The following is a 23,031-nucleotide window of genomic DNA, read 5'->3' on the forward strand; positions in this document are numbered from 1 at the left end:
CCAGTCCCCTTGCCAGCGACCGGGGCTACGCCCCGATCAGCCCTCGCAGATATTTGACTGCGTCGTCGAAGGGCAGCCGCTGCTGCCCGTCTTCGCCACGCAGATCCTTGATCGTCAGTGCACCGGCCGCATGCTCCTCGTCACCGAGAATCAGGGCCACCCGGGCACCACTGCGGTCGGCGCGCTTGAGCTGCGCCTTAAAGCCGCCACCGCCGGCATGGGTCTGCAGACGCAGTTCCGGCAGCGCGTCACGCAGGGCCTCAGCCGTCTCCAGCCCGGCCCCGACCTCGGTGGCCACCACCAGGTAGGCGTGGGGCACCCCGCCCTGACCGGGCACCCCCTGTTCCTCGAGCAACGCCACCAACCGCTCCAATCCCAGGGCGAAACCGATCGCCGGGGTCGGGCGGCCACCGAGCTGCTCGACCAGCCCGTCGAAGCGCCCGCCGGCGCAGACCGTGCCCTGGGCACCGAGTCGATCGGTCACCCATTCGAAGACCGTGCGCGTGTAGTAGTCGAGCCCCCGCACCAGCGAGGGATTCACCTCGTATTCGACGCCGGCCCGCTCAAGCAGGTTCCGTACCGTGTCGAAGTGTTCCGCCGAGGTAGCATCGAGGCAGTCCATCAGCCGTGGCGCATCGGCCATGATCTGCTGCACTTCCGGGTTCTTGCTGTCGAAGATGCGCAGCGGATTTGTCTCCAGGCGTCGCCGCGCGTCCTCGTCGAGCCGGTCCTCGTGGCGGCGCAGGTAGGCGACCAACTCCTCGCGATGGGCCGCGCGGCTCTCCGGGGTGCCGAGCGAATTGAGCTGCAGGCGCACATCGGGCAGTCCCAGCTCACGCAGCATGCGCGCGGTCATGATGATCATCTCGGCGTCGAGCTCGGGCCCGGGGATCCCGAAAACCTCGGCCCCGACCTGATGGAACTGCCGCAGCCGCCCCTTCTGCGGCCGCTCGTGCCGGAACATGGGGCCGGCGTACCAGAGCCGCGGCTCGGCATTGTGCAGCAGACCGGACTGGATGCCGGCGCGTACACAGCCGGCCGTACCCTCAGGGCGCAACGTGACGCTGTCGCCATTGCGATCGTCGAAGGTGTACATCTCCTTCTCGACGATATCGGTGACCTCACCGATGGACCGGCTGAACAGCTCGGTGCGCTCGAGCACCGGCAGCCGGATCTCGCGATAACCGTAGGCCTCCAGGACCCGGCGGATCACCGACTCGGCGCGCTGCCACAGCGGGCTCTCCTCCGGAAGGATATCCGAGAACCCGCGAACGCTCTGAATCCCCTTTTTTGACAAAACGCTACTCCGACTCCATCGACGTCCAAGGCACACCGGCGACCGGCGTGCCCACCTGCGCGGCGGAGGCCTCCCGGGCCTGTGCACCGTCCTCGCCCGGGCCTGTCGGTTCCGGCTCGCCACCATCGAGCAGGATTGCGGTCATCACCACGGCCACGGCGAGCAGCAGCACAAGGAGCATCAACGGCAACCAGCGCCGCCGGCGGCGCCCGGCCGGTCGGGGCTCAACGGCTCCCACATTGCCCACGGCCCGCTCCTCGCTGGCCGGATCGCTGCCCCGGCGCCGGTTGTACGCCTCGACCACCGCCTCGGGATCGAGTTCGACCAGGCGCGCATAGGCGCGTAGGTAACCGCGCACGAAGGTTGGCGGCGGCAGACGTTCGTCGTCATCTTCCTCGAGGGCCGTCACCCGGTCCGCCGACAGGTTGAGACTCGACCCCACCGCACGCACGGTACGCCCCTGCGCCTCACGGGCGCGGCGCAGTTGCTGCCCCGGCGACGGCCGGGCGCCCTTGTCCCCGGCATCATCCGGGGCATCGGCCCGGGGCCGCGCCCCGTCGCTGTCGTCCTGCCCCGTTTCATCAGTCATGGCCCGACCTCATCCGCGTGCAAACGTTCGTTCCACCCCGAACCAGGGAAACGCTCGGCCAGCATCTCGGCGAAGGCGGCCGCCTCCTCCGGCCGCCCCTGCTCGGCCGCCACGCGTGCCGACCAGTAAAGGCCGCGCGCCCCGGCGCCACCGCTGTCACGGGCACGTTCCAAGTCTTCGGCGGCCGCCTCCAGCGCCCCCTGGCGGTAACGCAGCTCCCCGCGCACCACACGCGCCGGGGCAAACCCCGGTGCCGCCTCGACGGCAGCATCGGCGCGGCGGGCAGCGGCATCCTCGCGCCCCGCATCGAGGGCGCAGCGGGCGGCGTTGGTCAACGGCACTTCGGCGGAATCATAGCCACCCGCCCCGGCGGCATCCCCGAAGACCTCCAGCGCCTCATCCACTTGCCCGGCACGGCACAGACTCCGCCCCCGGTTGTTCAGGATAGGCCCCGAGTCCGGAGCGGCCTGCGCGGCACGCCGATGGTATTCGTGGGCCATCTCCAGATCGCCCTGCGACTCGGCCACGAGCCCCATGCCGGAAAGCGCCTGTGGGTGTTCTCCATCGATCTGCAACGCCCGCTCCAGGCGCGAGCGGGCGGCCTCCGGCTGCGCATGGGCGATCAGATGAAGCCCTGCCCCGGCGTGGCTGTCGGCTGCGCGCTGGTCATCCGGCATCTCGGGCCCGGCAGCGCACCCGACCGCCAGCAGGGCCGCCAGCATGGGCCCCGTGCGCTTCACGCCGTTCCCGCCACCTTACTGGGCCGCGCATCGCGGATCTCGCCGACGAGCTGGCCGCACGCCCCATCGATATCATCACCACGGGTTTCGCGGATGGTCGCGGTCAGGCCGTGCTCGAGCAGTCGATCCGCGAAGCGGCGCACCCGCCGCTGTGGCGAGCGGCCGTAGCGTGCCCCCGGGTAGGGATTGAACGGGATCAGGTTCACCTTGGACGGAATCCCCCGCAGCCGCTCGATCAGCTCCCGGGCGTGCTCGTCTTGGTCGTTGACCCCATCGAGCATGACGTACTCCCAGGTGATGCGCCTATGGGGCTTGTCGGCGATGTACGCGTGGCAGGCCGGCAGCAGGCGCTCCAGAGGGTTCTTGCGATTGAGCGGAACCAGCTCGTTGCGCAGCTCGTTATTCGGAGCGTGCAGTGAGACCGCCAGACTCACGTCCGTGATGCGCTGCATCCGCTCGATGGCGTGGACCACTCCCGAGGTCGAGATCGTGACCCGACGCTTGGAGAGAACGAACCCGAAATCGTCGGTGAACACCCGCGACGCCGAGATGACCGGGTCGAAGTTGAGCAGCGGCTCGCCCATGCCCATGAAGACGATGTTGGTGATCGCCCCCTCCGGCAGGTGGCGGCGCGCGATGTGAACCTGACCGACGATCTCGGCGGCGCTGAGATTCCGCGAGAACCCGCCCTCCGCCGTAGCGCAGAAGGTGCAGCCCATCGGGCAGCCGGCCTGCGAGGAGACGCACAGCGTCCCACGCTTCGGCTCCGGGATGTAGACGGCCTCGACACAGTTGCCGTCGGCCAGGCGCACCACCCACTTGCGGGTGCCGTCGCTGGCCTGCTGGTCGGCGGCCACCTCGGGCAGACCGACCCGGGCGTTCTCGCGCAGCCGCTGGCGCAGCGCCTTGCTCAGGTCGGTCATCTCGTCGAAATCGTAGACGTGGCGCTGATGCAGCCACTGCATCATCTGCCGGGCGCGGAACCGCTTTTCGCCCAGGGCATCGAAGAAAGCGGCCAGCCGCGGCCGATCGAGCCCGAGCAGCTCGACCGGGCCCGACTGGCGCTCGGCGTGCACCGCCTCGTGGTCAGCGGGAGCAGATCTCATCGGCCTTGAAGAAGAACTCGATCTCCTGTTCCGCCGTCTCGGGGCTGTCCGACCCGTGGACCGCATTGGCATCGATGCTCTCCGCGTAGTCGTGGCGGAGGGTGCCTGCAGCCGCCTCCTTGGGGTTGGTGGCGCCCATGATCTCGCGGTTCTTGCGGATGGCGTCCTCGCCCTCGAGAACCTGCACCATCACCGGCCCGGAGGTCATGAAGCCGACCAGGTCATTGAAGAACGGACGCTCCCTGTGCACAGCGTAGAAGCTCTCGGCCTGCTCGGTGCTCAGCCGAACCATGCGCGCAGCCACCACGCGCAGGCCAGAGCGCTCGAAGCGGGCAAGGATCTCGCCGATCGCGTTCTGCGCTACGGCATCCGGCTTGATGATGGAAAGGGTTCGCTCGACGGCCATTAGGATCTCCTGACTGATGAATGCTCGCGTTCAACAAAAAAGCCGCAGCGCTGGAATGCTGCGGCGCCTTGGGCAGTCGGACAGTCTACCCCTCCGTTCCGGGCGCCGACAATCTCGCCGCGGTTGGGCCGTTCACACGGCAAAGCTCTCGCCGCACCCACACAGATCGCGGACGTTCGGGTTGCGGAAATCGAAACGGTAATTGATACCGTCGCGCACGTAGTCCACCTCGGTGCCTTCCAGAAACGGCCGGTGCTGTTGCGCCATCACCACCTTCACCCCGTGGCTCTCGACGACAAGATCCTGATCGCCGATCTCCTCGGCGTAATCGACCACGTAGGCGAAGCCGGAGCAGCCACTGGCCTTGATCCCCAGGCGCAGGCCGTGGGCCCGGTCAGCATCCTGGCTGGCGAGCATCTTCTCGACATGCCGCGCGGCACGTTCGGTCAGGGTTACGGGCATGACTTGCCTCCTGTCACTGGGCGCGCCGTAACGGCGCATCTGTCTGCATTCTAGGGGGTTCCGGCAGCTAGCGGGAAGCGTCCCGGTGGTGCTCGCCGCACGCCTTCTCGACCGACGTCTCGTCGACCTCCAGATCCGGCACGCGGGTCTCTTCAAGCCGCCCGCCCATCTGCTGCACGGCGCTGCACAGCTCCTCAATGCGCCGATCGGTGACGTGGATATGATCGAGGATCGCGTTCACCGCCTGGGCCACCGGGTCCGGCATCTCGGTGGTCCCGTAAGCATCGAAGCCAATTCGCCGCGCCACCCGGGCTCGCTGCTCGTCCCCGTCAACGTCGCGCTTGCGCTCGCCGACCTGGCGCGCCGGGATCCCCACCATAGTCGCCCCGTCGGGGACATCCTTGAGCACCACAGCATTCGAGCCGATGCGCGCCCCGCCACCCACACGGATGGGTCCAAGCAGCTTGGCGCCGGCGCCGACCACGACGTCATTGCCCAGGGTCGGGTGGCGCTTGCCCGACTGCCAGCTGGTCCCGCCCAGGGTGACGCCGTGGTAGAGGGTGACGTCGTCGCCGATGTCTGCAGTCTCGCCAATGACCACCCCCATGCCGTGGTCGATGAAGAAGCGCCGGCCGATGCGCGCCGCCGGGTGGATCTCGATCCCCGTGACCCAGCGGCTGAACAGCCCCAGCATGCGCGCCAGCCATCGCAGCCGCCAGCGCCAGAGCCGCGCGCTGATGCGGTGCAGGATCAGGGCGTGGAAACCGGGATAGGTGGTCACCACATGGAAGGCGTTCCGGGCGGCCGGATCGCGATCCATGACACACCGGATGTCCTCACGCAGGCGTCGCAGCATCCATTTACCCTTTACAACGGTCCTACTTGCGCCAGCGGCGCGGATTGAGCACGTGGCTGAGCAGCCCGCGCAGCATCCGCACCTCGTCCTCGGTCAACCGCGCACGGCGGAAGATGTTGCGCAACCGCCGCATGGTCAGCGCGGGGTTGTGCCGGTCCAGGTAGCCGACTCGACCGGCCATCTCCTCCAGGTGAACGAAGAAGCGCTCCAGCGTATCCACGGCGGCGGGCGGCTCTTCCGTCTCGGGCTGCGGCGGTGCGCCCCCCACCTCGGCCGCCATGCGCAGCTCCCACGCTACCAGCTGCACGGACTGAGCCACATTCAGGGAACTGTAATCCGCGTCGGTCGGGATCTGCACGAGGTAGTGGCAATGATCCAGCTCGGCGTTGGTCAGGCCGGTGCGCTCCCGACCGAAGACCCACGCCAACCCCCCTTCGCCCCCCTCAGCGGCGGCCGACTCGGCCGCCGGGCGCAGCGCCAGCCGGGGCTGCCGCTCGGCGCGGATACGCGCCGAGAGCCCGAAGGCCAGACGACAGCCGGCCAGCGCCGAGGCGAGATCCGGATAGCGCTGCGCCTGCTCCAGAACCTCGCCGGCCCCGGCCGCCCGCGCGACGGCCTCCGGGTCATCGGGGTCGCACTGCGGATCCACCAGACACAGATCCCGCAGCCCCATGGTGCGCATGGCGCGCGCGGCGGCGCCGATATTGCCGGGGTGCGTGGTCCCGACCAACACAATACGAGTGCGCTCAAGGCTCAAGATGGCCTCCCGGTCTGAATCGCATCAGTTTTGCTGTTATCCTGTACCGCGTCCAGCGTAGGAGCTTTCCCGATGCACCCAATGGTCAACATCGCAGTCCGTGCCGCACGGGCTGGTGGTGATCTAATCGTCCGCAACATCGACCGCCTCGACCGCGTCCGGGTCGAGACCAAGGGACGCTACGACTTCGTCTGCGACATCGATCGCCAGGCCGAGGCGGCGATCGTGCAGACCATCCAGCGCGCCTACCCGCAGCACGCCATACTCGCCGAGGAGAGTGGCCTGCAGGGGCGCGCGCAGGGTGAGGCGGAGTATACGTGGATCATCGACCCGCTGGACGGGACGGCGAACTTCCTCCGCGGCTACCCCCACATCGGCGTGTCGATCGCTGTGCAGAAGGACGGCCAGCTGGAGGCAGCCGCCGTCTACGACCCGCTGCGCCAAGAGCTGTTCACCGCCTCACGGGGCAACGGGGCGCAGCTCGACGGCCGCCGCATCCGCGTACCGCAGCGCCGCGGGGTGGACGGGGCGATGATCGGGACCGGCTTTCCGTTCAAGAACCAGGCCCTGATGCCGGCCTACCTGCGGATGTTCTCCGCCCTGACCGAGCACGCCGAAGACATGCGCCGTGCCGGCTCCGCGGCACTGGACCTGGCCTACGTCGCCGCCGGGCGGCTGGACGGCTACTTCGAGTTGGGCCTGAAACCGTGGGACATCGCCGGCGGCACCCTGCTGGTCCGTGAGGCCGGCGGCATTGTGACGGACATCACGGGCGAGGATCGCGCCCTCGCCACCGGCCATGTCGTCGCCGGCGCCCCCAAGGTCCACAGCGGTCTGCTGAACACCATCCGCGCCCACACGGCGGATCTGCCTACCGCCTGAGCAACCCGACCGCTCAGGCGCTGCCCAGGCCGCGCTCCAGGTCGCGGATGATGTCCGCCGGATCCTCCAGGCCGACGGAGATCCGGACCAGCCCCTCGCCGATGCCGGCCGCCGCCCTCAGTTCGTCGGTGATGGTGCCGTGGGTGGTGGTCGCCGGGTGCGTGATGGTGGACTTGGTATCGCCGAGGTTGCCGGTGATCGACAGCATGCGGGTGCTATCGATCACGCGCCAGGCCGCCTCCCGTCCGCCAGCCAGCTCGAAGGCAACGATCCCGCCAAAGCCACTCTGCTGCGCCGCCGCCAGCCGGTGGTGCGGATGGTCCGGCAGCCCCGCGTAGTAGACCCGCTCGACCCGCGGATGATCCCGCAGCCACTCGGCCACCTGCTGGGCATGGCTACTGTGGGCGCGCATGCGCAGCGAAAGCGTCTCCAGCCCCTTGAGAAACACCCAGGCATTGAAAGGACTCATGCACGGCCCGGCAGTGCGGATGAAACCGTGGATCTCTTCGCCCACCCGCTGGGCGTCGCCCACCACCGCGCCGCCGACACAGCGCCCCTGGCCATCCAGGTACTTGGTCGCCGAGTGGACCACCAGATCGGCCCCAAGCTCCAGGGGCCGCTGCAGGGCGGGGGTACAGAAGCAGTTGTCGATCGCCAGCAGGGCGTCGTGGGCGTGCGCGATCTCCGCCAGGCGGCGGATGTCAGCGACCTCGTTGAGCGGGTTGGAGGGCGTCTCGGCGAAGAGCAGACGCGTATTCGGCTGGATCGCCCCGGCCCAGGCCCCCTCGTCGCTCAACGGCACCCAGCTGACCTCGATCCCCCAGCGCGGCAGGTACTTGGTGAACAGCGACAGCGTGGTCCCGAACAGGGTCCGCGACGCGACCACGTGGTCCCCGGACTGCAGCAGGCCAAGGCACGTCGCCAGGACCGCGGACATGCCCGAGGCCGTCCCGACGCAGGCCTGACCGCCCTCCAGGGCCGCCAGGCGGTCGCAGAAGGTCCGCACCGTTGGATTGGTGAAACGCGAGTAGACGTTGCCCGGCTCCTCGCCGGAGAACCGGGCGGCCGCCTGAGCGGCGCTCTCAAAGGTGAAGCTCGAGGTCGGGTAGATGGGCTCCGACTGCTCCTGGCCATCGGTCCGCACCTGCCCGGCTCGCACCGCCCGGGAATCAAACCCGGAGAGCGGCTCGTCGTCAGGCCTGGTTGTGCACATCCACGATCTCCAAGTCCTGGTCGCTGCGCGCCTTTTCCCTGGCGGCATCGGCCCGCGCCTGGGACAGGCCACGCAGGTAGTCCTGGCTCACGCCACCGGTGACGTACTGACCATTGAAGCACGAGCTGTCGAACTGCCGGATCTGCGGATTGCCATCGGCCACGGCGGCCTCCAGGTCAGCGAGTTCCTGGTAGATCATTCGGTCGGCCCCGATGGCCTCGGTGATCTCGGCCTCGTCCCGATTGTGAGCGATGAGTTCCTCGGGGGCGGGCATATCGATGCCGTAGACATTGGGGTAACGCACCGGCGGCGCCGCAGAGGCCAGGTAGACCCGCCGCGCCCCGGACTCCCGGGCCAGCTGCACCAACTGCTGCGAGGTGGTGCCGCGGACGACCGAGTCATCCACCAGCAGGACGTTCTTGCCCTCGAACTCCAGCGGAATGGGGTTGAGCTTCTGACGTACTGACTTCTTGCGCGCCGCCTGCCCGGGCATGATGAACGTACGCCCCACGTAGCGGTTCTTGATGAAGCCCTCACGGGACTCCACACCCAGCTGATAGGCCAGCTGCATCGCCACCGTACGGCTGGTGTCCGGGATCGGGATGATCACATCGATATCGTGCTCGGGCCACTCGCGCCGGATCTTCGCGGCCAGCCGCTCACCCATGCGCAACCGCGCCTTGTGCACGGCCACCCCGTCGACGATGGAGTCGGGCCGGGAGAGGTAGACGTACTCGAACAGGCACGGCGCATGGACCGGATCCTCGGCACACTGCCGGGTGTGGAGCTCGCCAGCCATGTCGATGAAGATCGCCTCGCCCGGGGCTACCTCGCGCACCAGGCGGAAGCCGAGCATGTCCAGGGCCACGCTCTCGGAGGCGATCAGGTACTCCCGCCCCTGCTCGGTATCGCGCTCGCCAAAGCACAGCGGGCGGATTCCAAAAGGATCCCGGAAGGCAAGGATACCGTAGCCGTTGATCATCGCCACGGCCGAGTAGGCCCCGTGGCAGCGTCGGTGGACCTGCTCGACGGCGCTGAACAGGTCGCCGGGCTCGAGCCGGTCGTGGGGCGAGACACTCAGCTCGTGGGCGAGGATATTGAGCAGGATCTCGGAGTCGGAATTGGTGTTGATATGGCGCCGGTCGGTGCGGAAGAGCTCCTGCTTGAGCTCCTCGGTATTGGTCAGATTGCCGTTGTGCGCCAGCGAGATGCCGTAGGGCGAATTGACATAGAAGGGCTGCGCCTCGGCGGAACTCTCGCAGCCGGCGGTGGGGTAGCGGACGTGGCCGATGCCGATATTGCCGGTCAGGCGCATCATGTGCCGGGTTCGAAAGACATCCCGGACCAGCCCGTTGCTCTTGCGCAGACTCAGCTGCCCCTGGTCATAGGTGATGATCCCGGCAGCGTCCTGACCCCGGTGCTGGAGCACGGTCAGCCCCTCGTAGAGGTCCTGGTTCACCGGCCCCTTGGCCACCATTCCGATTACGCCACACATGGATTGCTCCTACCTCTTGCTGGGCGCCGGCACGGCGGGCGGATTCACGGCCGCCGGCCGGCGCAGTATTCAGCCCAGTAATCCGGCAAGCCATCGAAGCCCTCCATTGCCTCGCCCTCAACAGGCGGCTGCCAATCAAAGTCTTCCAGCCAGGCGTCCAGGCCGGCTCGACAGATCCACGGCTTGATCCCCGGCAGCACGACGGACTCCTCCCAGGCCCGCTCCTGGGTCATCGGCGAGAACCCGAGCAGCAGCACCACCAGCGCCACCACCACCGCCCCGCGCGCAGCCCCGAACAGCACCCCTAGGAGCCGGTCGGTGCCGCCCAGACCGGTGCGCGTCACCAACGCCGACAGGGCGTTGTTGAGCAGCGCCCCGAGGATCAGTGTTCCCACGAAAAGCACCACGAAACCGGCACCCAGGCGGATCGTCGGCGATGCGATCCACTCCTCGAGCAGCAGCGCCACGGCCCCGGAGTAGCGCACCGCAACCCAGAAGGCGGCCACCCAGACCAGCACAGAGAGCACCTCGCGGACGAAACCGCGGATCAGGCTGATCCCCGCCGACAGGGCGATGACACCGAGAATGGCCAGGTCCAGCCAGTTCATCGCGTGACCACGTAGCCCTCGACCCCCGCCTCATCGACGGCGCGCTCGAGCAGCGCCTGCGCCTCGTCACGCTCCATGACCGGCCCGACACGGACGCGGTGGAAGCTTCCGTCCCCTTCGGCCGACTGGATATAGGCCGGTAGCCCCAGCTCGCGGATGCGATCGCGTTCGCGCTCGGCGTTGTCCGCCTCCCGGAAGCTGCCCACCTGGACGGAGTACGCCCCCTGGTCGCGGCTGACAATGGCGATACCGTCCACCTCGTCCACTACACCATTAACGTCGTCGTCTTCGCTCACGACGTCTTCGGCTTCGTCATCGGCGGCGGGCTCCCGCGCCTCGGGGTCGTCACGTCGGGTCTCGTCGTCGTCCCCGTCCCGCGGCGCCTCCGGCTCCTCGAACCCAACCGGCTCGTCGGTGCTGAAGTCCTCCGGCTCGTCCTCCAGGCCCTCGGGCGGCTGCTCGGCGAGTTCCTCCGGCTCCGGCTGCTCGTCGGGCCGCGGAGGCACCTCCACGGGGACGTCCACATCCTCGGCATCGTCGGAACCAGAGAAGATCATCGGCAGGAAGATCACGGCCAGGGCGACCAGGACCGCGGCGCCAACCAGCTGTCTTTTCGTGCTTGGATCCATCGCCTACCCCCAGCCTTTCTGCGCTTGTACGGCGGCCACAGTACGGAAGGAACCGAACACCACCACCCGGTCACCGGGGCGGGCCTGTTCTTCCAGTACGGCCAGGGTGGCCGCCACGTCGTCGCCGCAGTGGACCACCGGTTCCCCGGCTGCGGCAAGCTCACGGGCCAATTCATCGGCGTGACGCATATCCGGCTCGTCGAGCTGCGGCAGGTACCAGGCATCGATCCGGCCGCTCAGCGCGCCAATCAGCGCGCCGGCGTCCTTGCGCGACGCCACGGCGAATACAGCCCGCGTCCACCCGGACGCCGCCCCGTCGTCGAGCACCCGGGCGAGTTCTTCCGCCCCATCGGCATTATGCGCGACATCCAACAGCCACTCCAGTGACCCGGTCCCGATCCGCTCCAGCCGTCCGGGGACGCGGATCCGGCCGAGGATGCGGGCAACGGCTTCCGGATCCGCACCGGTGCCCTCCGGCAGCTGAACCAGAGCGGCCAGGGCGGTGGCCACGTTACCGCGCGCCGCCCGGCCGGAGACCCCGGGCGCCGGCAGGCCGCACCAGTGGTGTCCGGCGCAGCGCCACCACCAGAGCCCGTCGTCCCCCTCCCCCCAGGTGAAGGCGTCCCCGGCCTCCACCAGTCCGGCACCGACCTCCAGGGCGATCCGACGCAGCGCCGCCGGCGCATCCGGCTGACCGATCACCGCCGGCCGGCCGGAGCGAAAGATGCCGGCCTTCTCCGCGGCGATCACCTCGAGGTCGTCACCCAGGAACTCGGCATGATCGCGGGCGATGCGGGTCACCACGGCGATATCAGCATCCACCGTGTTCACTGCGTCCAGCCGGCCGCCCAGGCCCACTTCGAGGATCCAGACCACCGCGCCACTGCGCCCGAAGAGGTCGAAGGCTGCGAGGGTGGTGTGCTCGAAGTAGGTCAGGCTTACGCCCGCCTCGCTCCGGGCCTGCTCGACCCGACCCAGCGCCTCGATCAACGCGGCATCGCTGACCTCCGCGCCATCGATGCGCATGCGCTCGTTGAAGCGCTGGAAATGCGGCGAGGTGTAGAGTGCCGTGGCCACGCCAAGACCGTTCAGCACACCCTCGAGGGTCCGCGCCACGCTCCCCTTGCCGTTGGTCCCGCCGACGGTGATCACCCGCGCGGCGGGATCGAGGACACCAAGGCGCCGACCCACCGCGGCCACCCGCTCAAGGCCCAGGTCGATGGCCGTCGGGTGGGCCGCTTCCAGGCGTGCCAGCCAGCCATCGAGATCCGCCGGGACTGCCGGCTGCGCCGTGCGGGCGTCGTTCATGCGTTGCGTGAGCCGCCCCCGTCCTCACCGGCGTCGGCCGGACCGTCACCCGCCTCGCCGGAGCCGTCTCCCTCGCTCGGCTCGCCGGCCTCGGTGCCCTGCGCCTCGGCAGCCGTCGGCTCGGACTCCACCGCCGGAGCGGGCGCCACCGAGACATCGCCGCCGAGCTTGCCCATCAGCGAGGCGATCTCGTCGCGCATCTCGCGCCGGTCGACGATCATGTCGATGGCGCCGTGCTCGAGCAGGAACTCGGCCCGCTGAAACCCCTCGGGCAGGGTCTCGCGCACGGTCTGCTCGATCACCCGGGGACCGGCGAAGCCGATCAACGCCCCGGGCTCGGCGATGATGACATCGCCCAGCGTGGCCAGGCTGGCCGAGACACCGCCCATGGTCGGATCGGTGAGCACGGAGATATACGGCACCCGGGCCTCGTTGAGCCGCGAAATGGCCGCCGAGGTCTTGGCCATCTGCATCAGCGAGAACAGCGCCTCCTGCATGCGCGCCCCGCCCGAGGCCGAGAAACAGACCAGCGGGATGTCGTGGGCCCGGGCCTCCTCGGCGGCACGGCAGAAGCGCTCGCCAACGATGGTGCCCATGGACCCGCCCATGAACCCGAACTCGAACGCGCAGACGACGACGGGCCGCTGATGGACCGCACCGCGCATAGCCACCAGGGCGTCGTTCTCGCCGGTAGCCTTTTGGGCCTGGGTCAGCCGATCCCGGTAGCGCTTGCTGTCGCGAAAACGCAGGAAGTCCGAGGGCTGCAGTTCGGCGCCGATCTCCACGGCCTCGCAGGACTCGTCCAGGAACAGCCGCAGGCGCTGCCGCGCCGAGATCCGCATGTGTGCATCGCACTTCGGGCAGACCTCGAGGTTGCGCTCCAGATCCGGGCGGTAAAGGATGCCCTGACACGACTCGCACTTGGTCCACAGCCCCTCGGGGACGCTGCGGCTGCGCGGTCCGGCCTCAGTCCGGATGCGCCGCGGCATGAGTTTCTGAAACCAGCTCACGAATCACCCCCCGTCGTCGTCTCGTCCATCGCCCGGCGCAGGGCGCGGACGGCATCGCGCAGGCGCTCGGGCAGATCCGCCGCCGCGCCGTGTTCGCCGATCATGCGCACCAGCGCGCTGCCGACGATCACACCGTCGGCGCAAGGCGCCAGCGCCGCAGCGCTCTGCGGGTCGCGCACCCCGAACCCGACGGCCACCGGCAGATCAGTGACGCGGCGGATACCGGTGACCTGCTGCTCCACCAACCCGGCATCCAGGTCCGCCGCACCGGTGACCCCCTTGAGGGCGACCGCGTAGACGAACCCGCCGGCCACCGAGCAGACCCGCTCGAGGCGGGCGGCGCTGGTGTTGGGCGCCACTAGGTAGATGAGATCGAGGCCGTGGGCCTGCGCCTCGTCGGCCAGCTCTTCGGCCTCCTCCGGGGGCAGATCAACCGTCAGCAGCCCATCGACACCGGCGGCGGCGGCATCGCGCGCAAAGGCGCCGTAGCCGGCAGCCTCGAGGATATTGGCGTAACCCATGAAGACCACCGGCGTATCCGGATCGTCCTCGCGGAAACGGCGCACGACCTCGAACAGCCGCGCCGGCGTCGTCCCCGCCGCCAGTGCCCGGGCGCAGGCGGCCTGGATCACAGGGCCGTCGGCCATCGGATCGGAAAACGGGACGCCAACCTCGATGATGTCGGCGCCGCCGGCCACCAGGGCGTGCATCAGGCGCACGGTGTCGTCGGGCGACGGATCACCACCGGTGATGTACGGGATCAGGGCCGTTCGCCCGGCGGAGCGGCAAGTGCGGAAACGTTCAGCGATGCGGCTCACAGTTCGATGCCCTCCTGCGCCGCGACAGTGGCGATGTCCTTGTCACCCCGTCCGGAGAGATTGACCACCAGGGTGGCGTCCGGCCCGAGTTCCGCGGCCAGGCTTTCGGCGTAGGCGACCGCATGGGCGGTCTCCAGCGCCGGCAGGATGCCCTCGGTTCGGCTGAGCCGGTGGAACGCCGCGAGCGCCTCGGCATCGGTGACCGCGACGTACTCGGCGCGCCCGGTATCCTTCAGCCAGGCGTGCTCGGGGCCGACGCCGGGGTAGTCGAGGCCGGCCGAGATGGAGTGGGTGCCGATGATCTGCCCCTCGTCGGACTCCATCAGGTAGCTGCGCGCGCCGTGCAGCACCCCGGGCCGTCCGGCATTGAGCGGAGCGGCATGCCGACCGCTGGCCACGCCTTCGCCACCGGCCTCGACACCCACCAGCCGGACAGCGGCGTCGTCGAGGAACGGGTGGAAGATGCCCAGGGCATTGGAGCCGCCGCCGACGCACGCCACCACGGCATCGGGCAGACGGCCCTCGCGCTCCAGCATCTGCGCCCGGGTCTCGACGCCGATGACCCGCTGGAGATCACGCACCAGGGTCGGATAGGGGTGGGGGCCGGCGACGGTGCCGATGATGTAGAAGGTGTTGTCGACGTTCGCCACCCAGTCGCGCATCGCCTCGTTCATGGCGTCCTTGAGGGTGCGCGTACCGGCATCCACGGCGCGGACCTCCGCACCAAGCAGGCGCATCCGATAGACGTTGGCGGCCTGGCGCTGCACATCGTCGGCTCCCATGTAGACGACGCACTCCAGGCCCATTCGCGCCGCCACCGTCGCCGTGGCCACGCCGTGCTGGCCGGCCCCGGTCTCGGCAATGATCCGGGTCTTGCCCATGCGTGCGGCCAGCACCGCCTGGCCGACGGTGTTGTTGACCTTGTGCGCGCCGGTATGGGCCAGGTCCTCACGCTTGAAATAGATGCGCGCCCCGCCGGCGCTGGCGGTCAGCCGCTCGGCCAAATACAGCGGAGTCGGTCGGCCGACGAAATCGCGCAGCTCGCGGTCGAGTTCATCCTGAAAGGCCGGATCGCGACGCGCTTCCGCGTACGCCTCGGCCAGCTCCTCAAGCGGCCCCACCAGGGTCTCGGAGACGAACCGTCCCCCGAAACGGCCAAAGTGCCCGTCGTGCTCCCCGGCGGGATCGCCGCCGTACTGCTCAGGTCTCGTCGCCACGTTCCACCTCCGCGAGAAACCGGGCTATGCGCTCCCGGTCCTTGATCCCCGGCTCCGACTCGACGCCGCTGCTGACATCCACGGCGAAGGGGCGCACATTGCGCACCACCCCCGCCACATTCTCGGCGTTCAGGCCGCCGGCCACCGTAAGCCCCCGCACGCCGCCCGGGATCGTGTCGTGATCAAAGGACTCGCCCCGGCCACCCCGTTCGCCCAGGCGGTGGCTGTCGAACAGGAACCCGCTGGCATCGGGATAGGCCGCCACATAATCCTGAGGATCCACCCCGCCGCCCATGGGCACCGCCTTGACGTAACGGCGCTCGTAGAAGCGGCAGAGCTCAGGCGCCTCATCGCCGTGGAACTGCAGGGTATCAAGGTGCAGCCCCTCGAGCGCCACTTCCACCTGCCCCGGCTTGGGATCGACAAACAGGCCGACCACGGAGACAAAGGCCGGGACCGCGGCCACAATGGCGCGGGCCTCTTTCATATCCACCGCACGCGGGCTGGCATCGCAGAAGACCAGGCCGATGGCATCGGCCCCCAACTCCACGGCGGTCGCGGCATCTTCAGGGCGGGTGATTCCGCAGATCTTGACGCGCGTGCGCACGCTCGGCGTCCCCCTTCGGCGGCTCCAAGGAAAGCGCAAATGTTACCGCGTGGGCCGGCTTTACGCCAAAAACGGCCAGTGCCCTTCGGCGGGGAGTCCGTAATGCGGCGGGTAGACCACCCGGGTCAGGTAGAGCCCGGACGCCGGCGCCGTGATCCCGCTGCGGGTCCGGTCGCCCGCGGCCAGCAGATCGGCGGGCCAGTGCTCAGCCTGCTCGCCGGTTCCGACGGCCATCAGCGTCCCGGCGATGTTGCGCACCATGTGGTGCACGAAGGCGTTGGCCTCGATGTCGATGAACAGAAGCTCACCGTGGCGGTGCACATCGATCCGGTACACCTCGCGAACGGCGTGGGGTGCCTGGCAGGCGACGGCACGGAAGGCCGAGAAGTCTTGCTCACCGACCAGGGCCTGGGCGGCCCGGTGCATACGCCCCGCATCGAGCTCGCGGTGGGTCCACGCCACCCGGTGGCGCAACAGCGCCGGGCGGGCGCGGCGGCTCAGGAAGACGTAGCGGTAGCCACGGCGCTGGGCGCGGTAGCGGGCGTGGAAATCGGCGTCGACGGCGTGGGCCGAGCGCACGCTGACCGTCTCGGGCAGTTGCGCGTTGGTCCCTAGCACCCAGGCGTGCAGCGGGCGCGACGCCGTCGTATCGAAATGAACCACCTGCGCGGCGGCGTGCACCCCGGCATCGGTTCGCCCGGCGCAGACCACGGTCACGGGGTGATCCGCGATCCGCGACACCGCCCGCTCGAGGGCCTGCTGCACCGAGGGGGCGTGGTCCTGGCGCTGCCAGCCGCTGAAATTGGTGCCGTCATACTCCAGCACCAGCGCGATGCGTTGCTCGGTACACGCTCCCGCCAAGGCCGCCCCGCCTACTCGCCGCCGAGCTCAGCCAGGACCTGCCGGGCGCTCTCGCGCTGCGACTCGGTCCCCTCCTCCAGGACCTCCTCGAGCAGGCTGCGGGCCCCCGGCTCATCCCCCAGGTCGATGTAGGCCCGGGCCAGGTCGAGCTTGGTGTCGGCCTCATCCCCCTCACCGACCCCCAGGGACGGCTCCGGCTCAGCCTCCGGCTCGGCACCCTCGTCCGCCTGCAGGCCGAGCCCCTCCTCGGCGCCCTCGTCTTCCTCCTCGCTGAACAGGCTGTCGAGGTCCATTTCGTCGAGTTCATCGCCGCTGGCATCCGCACCGCCGAAGAGCTCATCGGCGACGTCCTGCGCGCCGGCACTCGATTCCGGCTCGCGGGCCATGGCCGGCTCAGGCTCCTCGGCGGGCTCGGCAGCTGCCGGCCCCCCGGCGGCCTCGGGCTCCGCCGGCTGCGGCTGCTCGTCAAAAGCCGCATCAAGACGGCGATCGAAGTCATCCTCGCCCTCGCCTTCGCCCGGCGCCTGCTTGCCGACTCCTTCGCCCTCGTCAGCGTCCAGACCCAGATCCAGGTCTTCCAGATCCGGCTTGGTATCCAGACCCTCCTCGACCTCGGGCGCCGGACTCTCCGGCGTACCGCCATCGGCTGCCGCCCCCCCAGGCGCCTGCGCTTCGCCCTCCGCCTCGTCGGCGTGCGCCTGGCTTGCTGCCGCGGCATCGGCGAACAGCGGACTATCCGGCACGAAGGCCACACCCAGTGCCACCGCTGCCTGCCAGGTCGGGTCGGCGTCGCTGCGGGTCCGGTCGTAGAGGTCCTGGGCCTGGCTGAGGAACGCCTCCCGATCGCCGAGACGGGAGTGCACCTCGAGCAACCGCAGGCGCAGATCGGTGCGTGCCGGTTCGCGGTGAATGCCGCGCTCGAGCACGTCCCGGGCCCGGCGCAGGTCGTCGTCTGCCAGGTACTCGTCGGCGAGTTCGAGGGCGTCGCGGCGTGCTCCGCTGTCGAAATCGAAATCGAGGTCGCCGCGATCGAGGCGCAGCCCCTCCCGGCTATCAGGCTCCGCCGAACGGCGCCGCCGGCGCAGCAACAGGCCGGCGACCACAGCGAGCGCCAGCAGGGTTCCTCCGGTGGCGATCAGCATCTGCCGCCGTGCCTCCTCGTCACGCCAGAGGTCGGCAGCGGTGACGTCGCCGTCGCCGGAGAGCCACTGCGCCCAGCCGACCTCATCTTCCGTCTCTTCCTCGCGCTCCGGCGCCTCCGGCTCAACCTCGACGGGCGCTGGCTCCGGCTCGTCCAGGGGGTCGAGGGGCTCGTCCACCTCGGGCAGCGGGACGATCGGCGTCGGCTCGGCATCCGGCGGCGGCAGCACCCCTTCCATGTCCAGGTCCACCAGCCGCTCGAGCGCCGCCACCCGCTCGCTCAGATCCTCAACCTGCGCCCGGAGGCTGTCACGTTCCGAACGCAGGCTCGCCCGCTCCTCCCGCAGGGCCGCCAGCGCCCCCTGCAACCGGCGTACGTTGGCCTCAGAGGCCTCCAGCTCGGTATCAAGCAGCGAGAGCACCTCTTCGGTGCCTTCCTCATCGCCCAGGGCCAGGATGCGCAGACGGGCCTCCTCGGCTGTCGGCGCCTCTTCCTCCCCAACGGGCGCGTCGGGGTCCGCCAGGTCAGGGATAGGCACCGACTCGTCGAGCTCCTCCACCGCCGCGCGTCGCTCGGCTGGCGGCACCCAGCTGGCCAGGTGCTCCTCGTAGATCGCCTGGGCCTCGCCGGCAGAAAGCTGCTCGATCTGCTCGCGGCTGGGCAGCTTCAGCCACCACCCACTGAGCAGGTCGTTGACGTTGTCGTCAGAGAAGGCGCGGGGGTTAAGCCGCTGGATGGCCAGCATGGTCTGCGCGACCGTCACCGAGTCATCGGGGCGGTGCTCCGACGCGATCCGCCACAGGGTATCCCCCTCCTCCACCGGCCCATAGGCGGTGGATCGGCGCTCGCGCTCACCGTCGCGGGTCACCTCCTCAAACGGCTCGCCCTCGCGGGCCAGTGGCTGCCCCTGTGCCGGGGCATCGTCGTCGGCGGTGGTCGGCCGCTCGAGGAGCAGGGTGTACTCGCGGACCAGGTCGCCCTCGGGCCAGCTGACCTGGACCAGGAAATCAAGCAGGGGCTCATCGATGGGCTGCTGGCTGGTGACGGCGATGTACGGGGCATCCTCGCCCGACTCGATCAGCTCAAAGTCGAGCAGCGACAGCTCGGGCGCACGCTCGATCCCGGCGCGATCGAAGATCCGCCCCGGGGCCAGACCGACATCGAGCCGCGCCAGCTCGTCGGAACCGAGATCCCGCACAGGGATGCGCGCCGAAACCGGCTCGCCGGCCTCGGAGCGGCCCTCGATGGTACCGAGGCTGACCTCCACCGCGGCTGCCACCGAGACCAGTGACAGACCTGCCAGGCCGGCGAGGCCGTGAATCGCCTTGCGCACGGGCTCGCCCCTCCGTCCGCCGTCAGATGTATTCGCCAATCAGCAGCTCCGCGATCTGCACGCTGTTCAGCGCTGCTCCCTTGCGGACGTTATCGGCCACCACCCACAGATCGAGACCCCGCTCGTGGCTGATGTCCTCGCGGATGCGTCCGACGTAGACTGGATCGCGCCCCGCGGCCTCGGTCAGTGCCGTCGGATAGCCGCCACCGGCGCGCTCGTCCAAGACCTCGATGCCCGGAGCGCCGGAGAGCACCTGCCGGGCACGCTCGGCGGTGATGCGCTCGCGGGTCTCGATGTGCACAGCCTCGGAGTGGCCGTAGACCACCGGCACCCGCACCGTGGTCGGGTTCACCCGCACGGAGGAGTCCTCGAAGATCTTGATGGTCTCCCAGACCATCTTCATCTCCTCCTTGGTGTAGCCGTTGTCCTGGAAGTCGTCGATGTGCGGCAGGCAGTTGAAGGCGATCGGCTTGGGATACTCGGCACACTGCGGCTCGGCGCCGTCGAGGATCGCCCGACTCTGGGTGTGGAGTTCGTCGATGGCCGGCTTGCCACTGCCGGAGACCGCCTGGTAGGTGGCCACGTTGATCCGCTCGATGCCCACGGCGTCATGGATCGGCTTGAGCGCCACCAGCATCTGGATGGTGGAACAGTTGGGGTTGGCGATGATCCCCCGCTTCTTGTAGCCAGCCACCGCGTGAGGGTTCACCTCGGGGATGATCAGCGGGATATCGTCGTCATAGCGGAAGTGGGAGGTGTTGTCGATGACCACCGCACCGGCCTCCGCCGCCCGCGGCGCATGCTCGGCGGAGATGGAGCCCCCGGCGGAGAAGAGCGCGATCTGCACCTGCGAGAAATCGAACTCGGCCAGATCCTGGATCACCAGCTCCTGCCCGGCAAAGGTCACCGTGTTCCCCGCCGAGCGCGCGCTGGCCAGCGGGTAGATCCTGCGCGCGGGGAAGCCGCGCTCGGCCAGGATGGAGAGCATCACCTCTCCCACGGCGCCGGTGGCACCAACGACGGCGACGTCGTACTGCTTGCTCATGGATCCTTAGCCCCTGTCTGGACGTTTTCCTGTCCGGAGTCTAACGCCTCGCGGCAGCGCGGGGCCAGCGCGACCCGCCGCCTCGGGCCGCCCCAGCAATCCGCGGACTGGCACGCCGGCAGGTACCTGCTAGATTGTCAGCAGTTCCCCCCAACCCGTGAAACCAAGGAGCGGCACCCATGCACAGAGGCATTCTCTATACGGCCGCCAGTGGCCTGGTCGCCGGTGGTTTGATCGGCGGGCAGGCGTTTGCGCAGCTGCCGGCCCAGGACTTCAGCTACGACTACGCCGAGGGCGGCGTTGTCTTTACTGAGCTGGACGACGCGGATCAGGACCTTGTCGGCCCGCGGCTGATCGGCTCGCTGAACCTGACCGACGACATCTTCCTGCGCGGCGAGGCCAGCTACCTCACCGACGACATCGACATCACCACGCTCTCGCTGGGCCCGGGCTACCGCCTGGCCGTCACGCCGGGCATCGACCTCTACGGGGTCGCCGCCCTGGTCTACCGCGATACCGACTTTGATGATGGCTCAAGCAGTGAGAGCGAGACCGGTTTCGAACTCACCGCCGGCATCCGCCACGGCTGCATGTTCCTCGACGGCCTGCAGTACGCCTGGGAGATCCGCTACCTGGATGTGGACACCGGGGAAGATCTCGACGACGGCATCTTCAATCTGGCGGCCAAGTTCACCTACGCGCTGACCCCGCAGTGGGACGCCGTGGGCGATCTGCAGATCAACGACGCCGGCGACGAGAACGACCTGGGCCTGGCGCTCGGGGCCCGCTTCAACTTCTAACGCCTCCCCGGGACGCGCGGAGGCACCCACGCAAAGGGGCCGCACCTTGTCGGGTGCGGCCCCTCTGTCGCGGATGGTCGCTGCGGGCTGTAGCTGGAGCTACAGCCGCTGCGCCACCGCCTCGCCCATTTCGCGCGTGCCCACCGGCCGCGTGCCGCCCTGCAGGTCCGGGGTGCGCAGCCCTTCCTCGAGCACCGCCCCCACGGCGGCCTCGACCCGGTCGGCAGCCTCGCCGGCACCCAGGCTATAGCGCAGCATCATCGCCACCGAGAGGATCGTGGCCAGCGGATTGGCCTTGTCCTGCCCGGCGATGTCCGGCGCCGAGCCGTGCACCGGCTCGTAGAGCCCCTTGCCGTACTCATCCAGCGAGGCCGAGGGCAGCATGCCGATGGAGCCGGTCAACTGGGCGGCGCAGTCCGAGAGGATGTCGCCGAAGAGGTTGCCGGTGACCACCACGTCGAACTGCTTCGGCGCGCGCACCAGCTGCATGGCGGCGTTGTCTACATACATATGGGAGAGCTCCACCGCCGGATAGTCGGCGGCCACCCGCTCGGCGACCTCCCGCCAGAGCTCCGAGCTCTCCAACACGTTCGCCTTGTCCACCGAGCAGACCCGCCCCTGGCGCTGCTGCGCCGCCTCGAAGGCCAGGCGCATGATCCGCTCGATCTCCGACTCGCTGTAGACCTCGGTGTTGTACCCCTGGCGCTCGCCGTTCTCCAGCGTGCGGATCCCCCGGGGCTGGCCGAAGTAGATGCCGCCGGTGAGCTCGCGGACGATGAGGATGTCCAGCCCCGCCACGACCTCCTCGCGCAGCGCCGAGGCCCCGGCCAGCTGCGGGTAGAGGATGGCCGGGCGCAGATTGCCGAACAGCCCCAGCTCCGAGCGGATCGCCAGCAGACCACGCTCCGGGCGCACCTCGCGGGGCAGCGCGTCGTACTGCGGGCCGCCGACCGCGCCGAGCAGCACCGCGTCGGCCGCCCGCGCCAGGCGCAGGGTCTCCTCGGGCAGGGGCTGCCCCGCCGCGTCGTAGCCGGCGCCGCCGATGGGCGCCGTCTCCATCTCGCAGCCAAGCCCGTGGCGCTCGTTCAGGGCCTCCAGCACGCGCCGGGCCTCCGCGGTGATCTCGGGGCCGATACCGTCGCCGGGAAGCAGCAGGATCTTGTGGGACATAGGTTCTATTCAGGTTCCAGGGTTCAGGGTTCGGGGAAGAGCCAGGGGGCTTCCTGCTTGCGCCGCTGCTCGTAGGCTTGGATCGCCTCGCTCTGCTCCTCCAGGGTGACGCCGATCTCATCGAGCCCCTCGAGCAGCATGCGCTTGCGGAACGGATCCACCTCGAAGCCGAAGCGCTCGCCATCCGGGGTCAGGACCTGCTGCTCGAAAAGATCGATGGTCAGCTGGTACCCCTCGGTGGCGTAAACCGCCTGGAAGAGCCGGTCCACCGCCCCCTCCTCCAGCACCACAGGCAGCAGGCCGTTCTTGAAGCAGTTGCTGTAGAAGATATCGGCGAAGCTTGGCGCCACAATCGCCCGGAAGCCGTAGTCCTTGAGCGCCCAAGGGGCGTGTTCCCGGGATGAGCCGCAGCCGAAGTTGTCCCGGGTGAGCAGCACGCTGGCCCCCTGATAACGCTCCTGGTTGAGGACGAAATCGGGGTTGCGCGGCCGGTTCGCACAGTCCATCCCCGGCTCGCCGCGGTCGAGGTACCGCCACTCGTCAAAGAGGTACGGACCGAACCCGGTGCGCTTGACCGACTTGAGGAACTGCTTGGGGATGATGGCGTCCGTGTCCACGTTGGAGCGATCCAACGGCGCCACCAGACCGGTGTGTCGAGTGAAAGGTTCCATGGGCGTTTCC

Annotated in this window: 24 protein-coding genes; 2 read left to right on the forward strand and 22 right to left on the reverse strand. The window is 69.2% G+C overall.

The window, feature by feature from the left end:
• Positions 1–25: 25 nt before the first annotated feature.
• The 8 genes from hisS to CCR79_RS09670 form a co-directional block, all read right to left on the reverse strand.
• The gene (gene hisS, locus CCR79_RS09635) at positions 26–1,297 is read right to left on the reverse strand and encodes a histidine--tRNA ligase (RefSeq protein WP_201171530.1); all 1,272 of its coding nucleotides are present in this window, start codon (positions 1,295–1,297) and stop codon (positions 26–28) included.
• 4 nt (positions 1,298–1,301) lie between these two features.
• A complete protein-coding gene (locus CCR79_RS09640) occupies positions 1,302–1,886 on the reverse strand; it encodes a helix-turn-helix domain-containing protein (protein WP_201171533.1) in 585 nt (194 codons plus the stop codon).
• Positions 1,883–2,626, reverse strand: coding sequence for a tetratricopeptide repeat protein (locus CCR79_RS09645; RefSeq protein ID WP_201171536.1), 744 nt, complete (start codon positions 2,624–2,626; stop codon positions 1,883–1,885). The genes CCR79_RS09640 and CCR79_RS09645 overlap by 4 nt, the downstream gene beginning before the upstream one ends.
• On the reverse strand, positions 2,623–3,732 hold the full coding sequence (gene rlmN / locus CCR79_RS09650; RefSeq protein ID WP_207190351.1) for a 23S rRNA (adenine(2503)-C(2))-methyltransferase RlmN: 1,110 nt from the start codon (positions 3,730–3,732) through the stop codon (positions 2,623–2,625). The genes CCR79_RS09645 and rlmN overlap by 4 nt, the downstream gene beginning before the upstream one ends.
• Positions 3,713–4,138: a nucleoside-diphosphate kinase gene (gene ndk, locus CCR79_RS09655; protein ID WP_201171538.1), complete on the reverse strand. Its 426-nt coding sequence runs from the start codon at positions 4,136–4,138 to the stop codon at positions 3,713–3,715. Before ndk ends, rlmN begins: the two co-directional genes overlap by 20 nt.
• 132 nt (positions 4,139–4,270) lie before the next feature.
• Positions 4,271–4,600, reverse strand: coding sequence for a HesB/IscA family protein (locus CCR79_RS09660; protein ID WP_201171540.1), 330 nt, complete (start codon positions 4,598–4,600; stop codon positions 4,271–4,273).
• A gap of 67 nt (positions 4,601–4,667) precedes the next feature.
• On the reverse strand, positions 4,668–5,456 hold the full coding sequence (cysE, locus tag CCR79_RS09665) for a serine O-acetyltransferase (RefSeq protein WP_201171543.1): 789 nt from the start codon (positions 5,454–5,456) through the stop codon (positions 4,668–4,670).
• A gap of 22 nt (positions 5,457–5,478) precedes the next feature.
• Positions 5,479–6,213, reverse strand: coding sequence for an RNA methyltransferase (locus CCR79_RS09670; protein WP_201171546.1), 735 nt, complete (start codon positions 6,211–6,213; stop codon positions 5,479–5,481).
• A 72-nt stretch (positions 6,214–6,285) separates the two neighbouring features.
• On the opposite strand from CCR79_RS09670, the gene CCR79_RS09675 reads away from it, so the two are divergent.
• On the forward strand, positions 6,286–7,095 hold the full coding sequence (locus tag CCR79_RS09675) for an inositol monophosphatase family protein (RefSeq protein WP_201171549.1): 810 nt from the start codon (positions 6,286–6,288) through the stop codon (positions 7,093–7,095).
• Between the two features lie 13 nt (positions 7,096–7,108).
• On the opposite strand, the gene CCR79_RS09680 is transcribed toward CCR79_RS09675, so the two are convergent.
• The 12 genes from CCR79_RS09680 to CCR79_RS09735 are packed head-to-tail and all read right to left on the reverse strand — an operon-like array spanning position 7,109 to position 20,380.
• Positions 7,109–8,308 (reverse strand): O-succinylhomoserine sulfhydrylase, encoded by a 1,200-nt coding sequence (locus tag CCR79_RS09680; RefSeq protein WP_201171551.1) that lies wholly within the window; start codon positions 8,306–8,308, stop codon positions 7,109–7,111.
• Positions 8,289–9,803 carry an amidophosphoribosyltransferase gene (gene purF / locus CCR79_RS09685; protein WP_201171553.1) on the reverse strand — a complete coding sequence of 505 codons (1,515 nt, stop codon included), beginning with the start codon at positions 9,801–9,803 and terminating at the stop codon, positions 8,289–8,291. The genes CCR79_RS09680 and purF overlap by 20 nt, the downstream gene beginning before the upstream one ends.
• 44 nt (positions 9,804–9,847) lie before the next feature.
• On the reverse strand, positions 9,848–10,411 hold the full coding sequence (locus CCR79_RS09690) for a CvpA family protein (protein ID WP_201171555.1): 564 nt from the start codon (positions 10,409–10,411) through the stop codon (positions 9,848–9,850).
• The gene (locus CCR79_RS09695) at positions 10,408–11,040 is read right to left on the reverse strand and encodes an SPOR domain-containing protein (protein WP_201171563.1); all 633 of its coding nucleotides are present in this window, start codon (positions 11,038–11,040) and stop codon (positions 10,408–10,410) included. Before CCR79_RS09695 ends, CCR79_RS09690 begins: the two co-directional genes overlap by 4 nt.
• A 3-nt stretch (positions 11,041–11,043) precedes the next feature.
• Positions 11,044–12,348 (reverse strand): bifunctional folylpolyglutamate synthase/dihydrofolate synthase, encoded by a 1,305-nt coding sequence (locus CCR79_RS09700; RefSeq protein ID WP_201171565.1) that lies wholly within the window; start codon positions 12,346–12,348, stop codon positions 11,044–11,046.
• Positions 12,345–13,358 carry an acetyl-CoA carboxylase, carboxyltransferase subunit beta gene (gene accD / locus CCR79_RS09705; RefSeq protein WP_238634476.1) on the reverse strand — a complete coding sequence of 338 codons (1,014 nt, stop codon included), beginning with the start codon at positions 13,356–13,358 and terminating at the stop codon, positions 12,345–12,347. Before accD ends, CCR79_RS09700 begins: the two co-directional genes overlap by 4 nt.
• A complete protein-coding gene (trpA, locus tag CCR79_RS09710) occupies positions 13,355–14,176 on the reverse strand; it encodes a tryptophan synthase subunit alpha (RefSeq protein WP_201171578.1) in 822 nt (273 codons plus the stop codon). Before trpA ends, accD begins: the two co-directional genes overlap by 4 nt.
• Positions 14,173–15,393, reverse strand: a complete 1,221-nt coding sequence (gene trpB / locus CCR79_RS09715) for a tryptophan synthase subunit beta (RefSeq protein WP_201171580.1) — start codon at positions 15,391–15,393, stop codon at positions 14,173–14,175. Before trpB ends, trpA begins: the two co-directional genes overlap by 4 nt.
• Complete coding sequence (locus tag CCR79_RS09720; protein WP_201171582.1) at positions 15,377–16,000, reverse strand: phosphoribosylanthranilate isomerase; 624 nt, start codon at positions 15,998–16,000, stop codon at positions 15,377–15,379. Before CCR79_RS09720 ends, trpB begins: the two co-directional genes overlap by 17 nt.
• A gap of 60 nt (positions 16,001–16,060) precedes the next feature.
• On the reverse strand, positions 16,061–16,861 hold the full coding sequence (gene truA / locus CCR79_RS09725) for a tRNA pseudouridine(38-40) synthase TruA (RefSeq protein ID WP_201171584.1): 801 nt from the start codon (positions 16,859–16,861) through the stop codon (positions 16,061–16,063).
• 11 nt (positions 16,862–16,872) lie between these two features.
• Positions 16,873–19,335: a FimV/HubP family polar landmark protein gene (locus CCR79_RS09730; protein ID WP_201171585.1), complete on the reverse strand. Its 2,463-nt coding sequence runs from the start codon at positions 19,333–19,335 to the stop codon at positions 16,873–16,875.
• 22 nt (positions 19,336–19,357) lie between these two features.
• Positions 19,358–20,380 carry an aspartate-semialdehyde dehydrogenase gene (locus CCR79_RS09735; protein WP_201171593.1) on the reverse strand — a complete coding sequence of 341 codons (1,023 nt, stop codon included), beginning with the start codon at positions 20,378–20,380 and terminating at the stop codon, positions 19,358–19,360.
• 179 nt (positions 20,381–20,559) lie between these two features.
• On the opposite strand from CCR79_RS09735, the gene CCR79_RS09740 reads away from it, so the two are divergent.
• Complete coding sequence (locus CCR79_RS09740; protein ID WP_201171596.1) at positions 20,560–21,180, forward strand: outer membrane beta-barrel protein; 621 nt, start codon at positions 20,560–20,562, stop codon at positions 21,178–21,180.
• 99 nt (positions 21,181–21,279) lie between these two features.
• On the opposite strand, the gene leuB is transcribed toward CCR79_RS09740, so the two are convergent.
• Both leuB and leuD read right to left on the reverse strand, forming a co-directional pair.
• Positions 21,280–22,350 carry a 3-isopropylmalate dehydrogenase gene (gene leuB / locus CCR79_RS09745; protein ID WP_201171599.1) on the reverse strand — a complete coding sequence of 357 codons (1,071 nt, stop codon included), beginning with the start codon at positions 22,348–22,350 and terminating at the stop codon, positions 21,280–21,282.
• A gap of 23 nt (positions 22,351–22,373) precedes the next feature.
• Positions 22,374–23,021: a 3-isopropylmalate dehydratase small subunit gene (gene leuD / locus CCR79_RS09750; RefSeq protein ID WP_201171602.1), complete on the reverse strand. Its 648-nt coding sequence runs from the start codon at positions 23,019–23,021 to the stop codon at positions 22,374–22,376.
• Positions 23,022–23,031: the final 10 nt, after the last annotated feature.

Source organism: Halorhodospira halophila (genome assembly GCF_016653405.1).
Lineage (GTDB): Bacteria > Pseudomonadota > Gammaproteobacteria > Nitrococcales > Halorhodospiraceae > Halorhodospira > Halorhodospira halophila_A.

Coding starts and splice junctions, on each gene's coding strand:
- CCR79_RS09660 (WP_201171540.1), bottom strand. CDS start 4,600: ATGCCCGTAACCCTGACCGAACGTGCCGCGCGGCATGTCGAGAAGATG.
- leuB (WP_201171599.1), bottom strand. CDS start 22,350: ATGTCCCACAAGATCCTGCTGCTTCCCGGCGACGGTATCGGCCCCGAG.
- CCR79_RS09690 (WP_201171555.1), bottom strand. CDS start 10,411: ATGAACTGGCTGGACCTGGCCATTCTCGGTGTCATCGCCCTGTCGGCG.
- purF (WP_201171553.1), bottom strand. CDS start 9,803: ATGTGTGGCGTAATCGGAATGGTGGCCAAGGGGCCGGTGAACCAGGAC.
- CCR79_RS09640 (WP_201171533.1), bottom strand. CDS start 1,886: ATGACTGATGAAACGGGGCAGGACGACAGCGACGGGGCGCGGCCCCGG.
- CCR79_RS09680 (WP_201171551.1), bottom strand. CDS start 8,308: ATGTGCACAACCAGGCCTGACGACGAGCCGCTCTCCGGGTTTGATTCC.
- CCR79_RS09735 (WP_201171593.1), bottom strand. CDS start 20,380: ATGAGCAAGCAGTACGACGTCGCCGTCGTTGGTGCCACCGGCGCCGTG.
- leuD (WP_201171602.1), bottom strand. CDS start 23,021: ATGGAACCTTTCACTCGACACACCGGTCTGGTGGCGCCGTTGGATCGC.
- rlmN (WP_207190351.1), bottom strand. CDS start 3,732: ATGAGATCTGCTCCCGCTGACCACGAGGCGGTGCACGCCGAGCGCCAG.
- ndk (WP_201171538.1), bottom strand. CDS start 4,138: ATGGCCGTCGAGCGAACCCTTTCCATCATCAAGCCGGATGCCGTAGCG.
- CCR79_RS09700 (WP_201171565.1), bottom strand. CDS start 12,348: ATGAACGACGCCCGCACGGCGCAGCCGGCAGTCCCGGCGGATCTCGAT.
- CCR79_RS09740 (WP_201171596.1), top strand. CDS start 20,560: ATGCACAGAGGCATTCTCTATACGGCCGCCAGTGGCCTGGTCGCCGGT.
- CCR79_RS09695 (WP_201171563.1), bottom strand. CDS start 11,040: ATGGATCCAAGCACGAAAAGACAGCTGGTTGGCGCCGCGGTCCTGGTC.
- cysE (WP_201171543.1), bottom strand. CDS start 5,456: ATGCTGCGACGCCTGCGTGAGGACATCCGGTGTGTCATGGATCGCGAT.
- CCR79_RS09675 (WP_201171549.1), top strand. CDS start 6,286: ATGCACCCAATGGTCAACATCGCAGTCCGTGCCGCACGGGCTGGTGGT.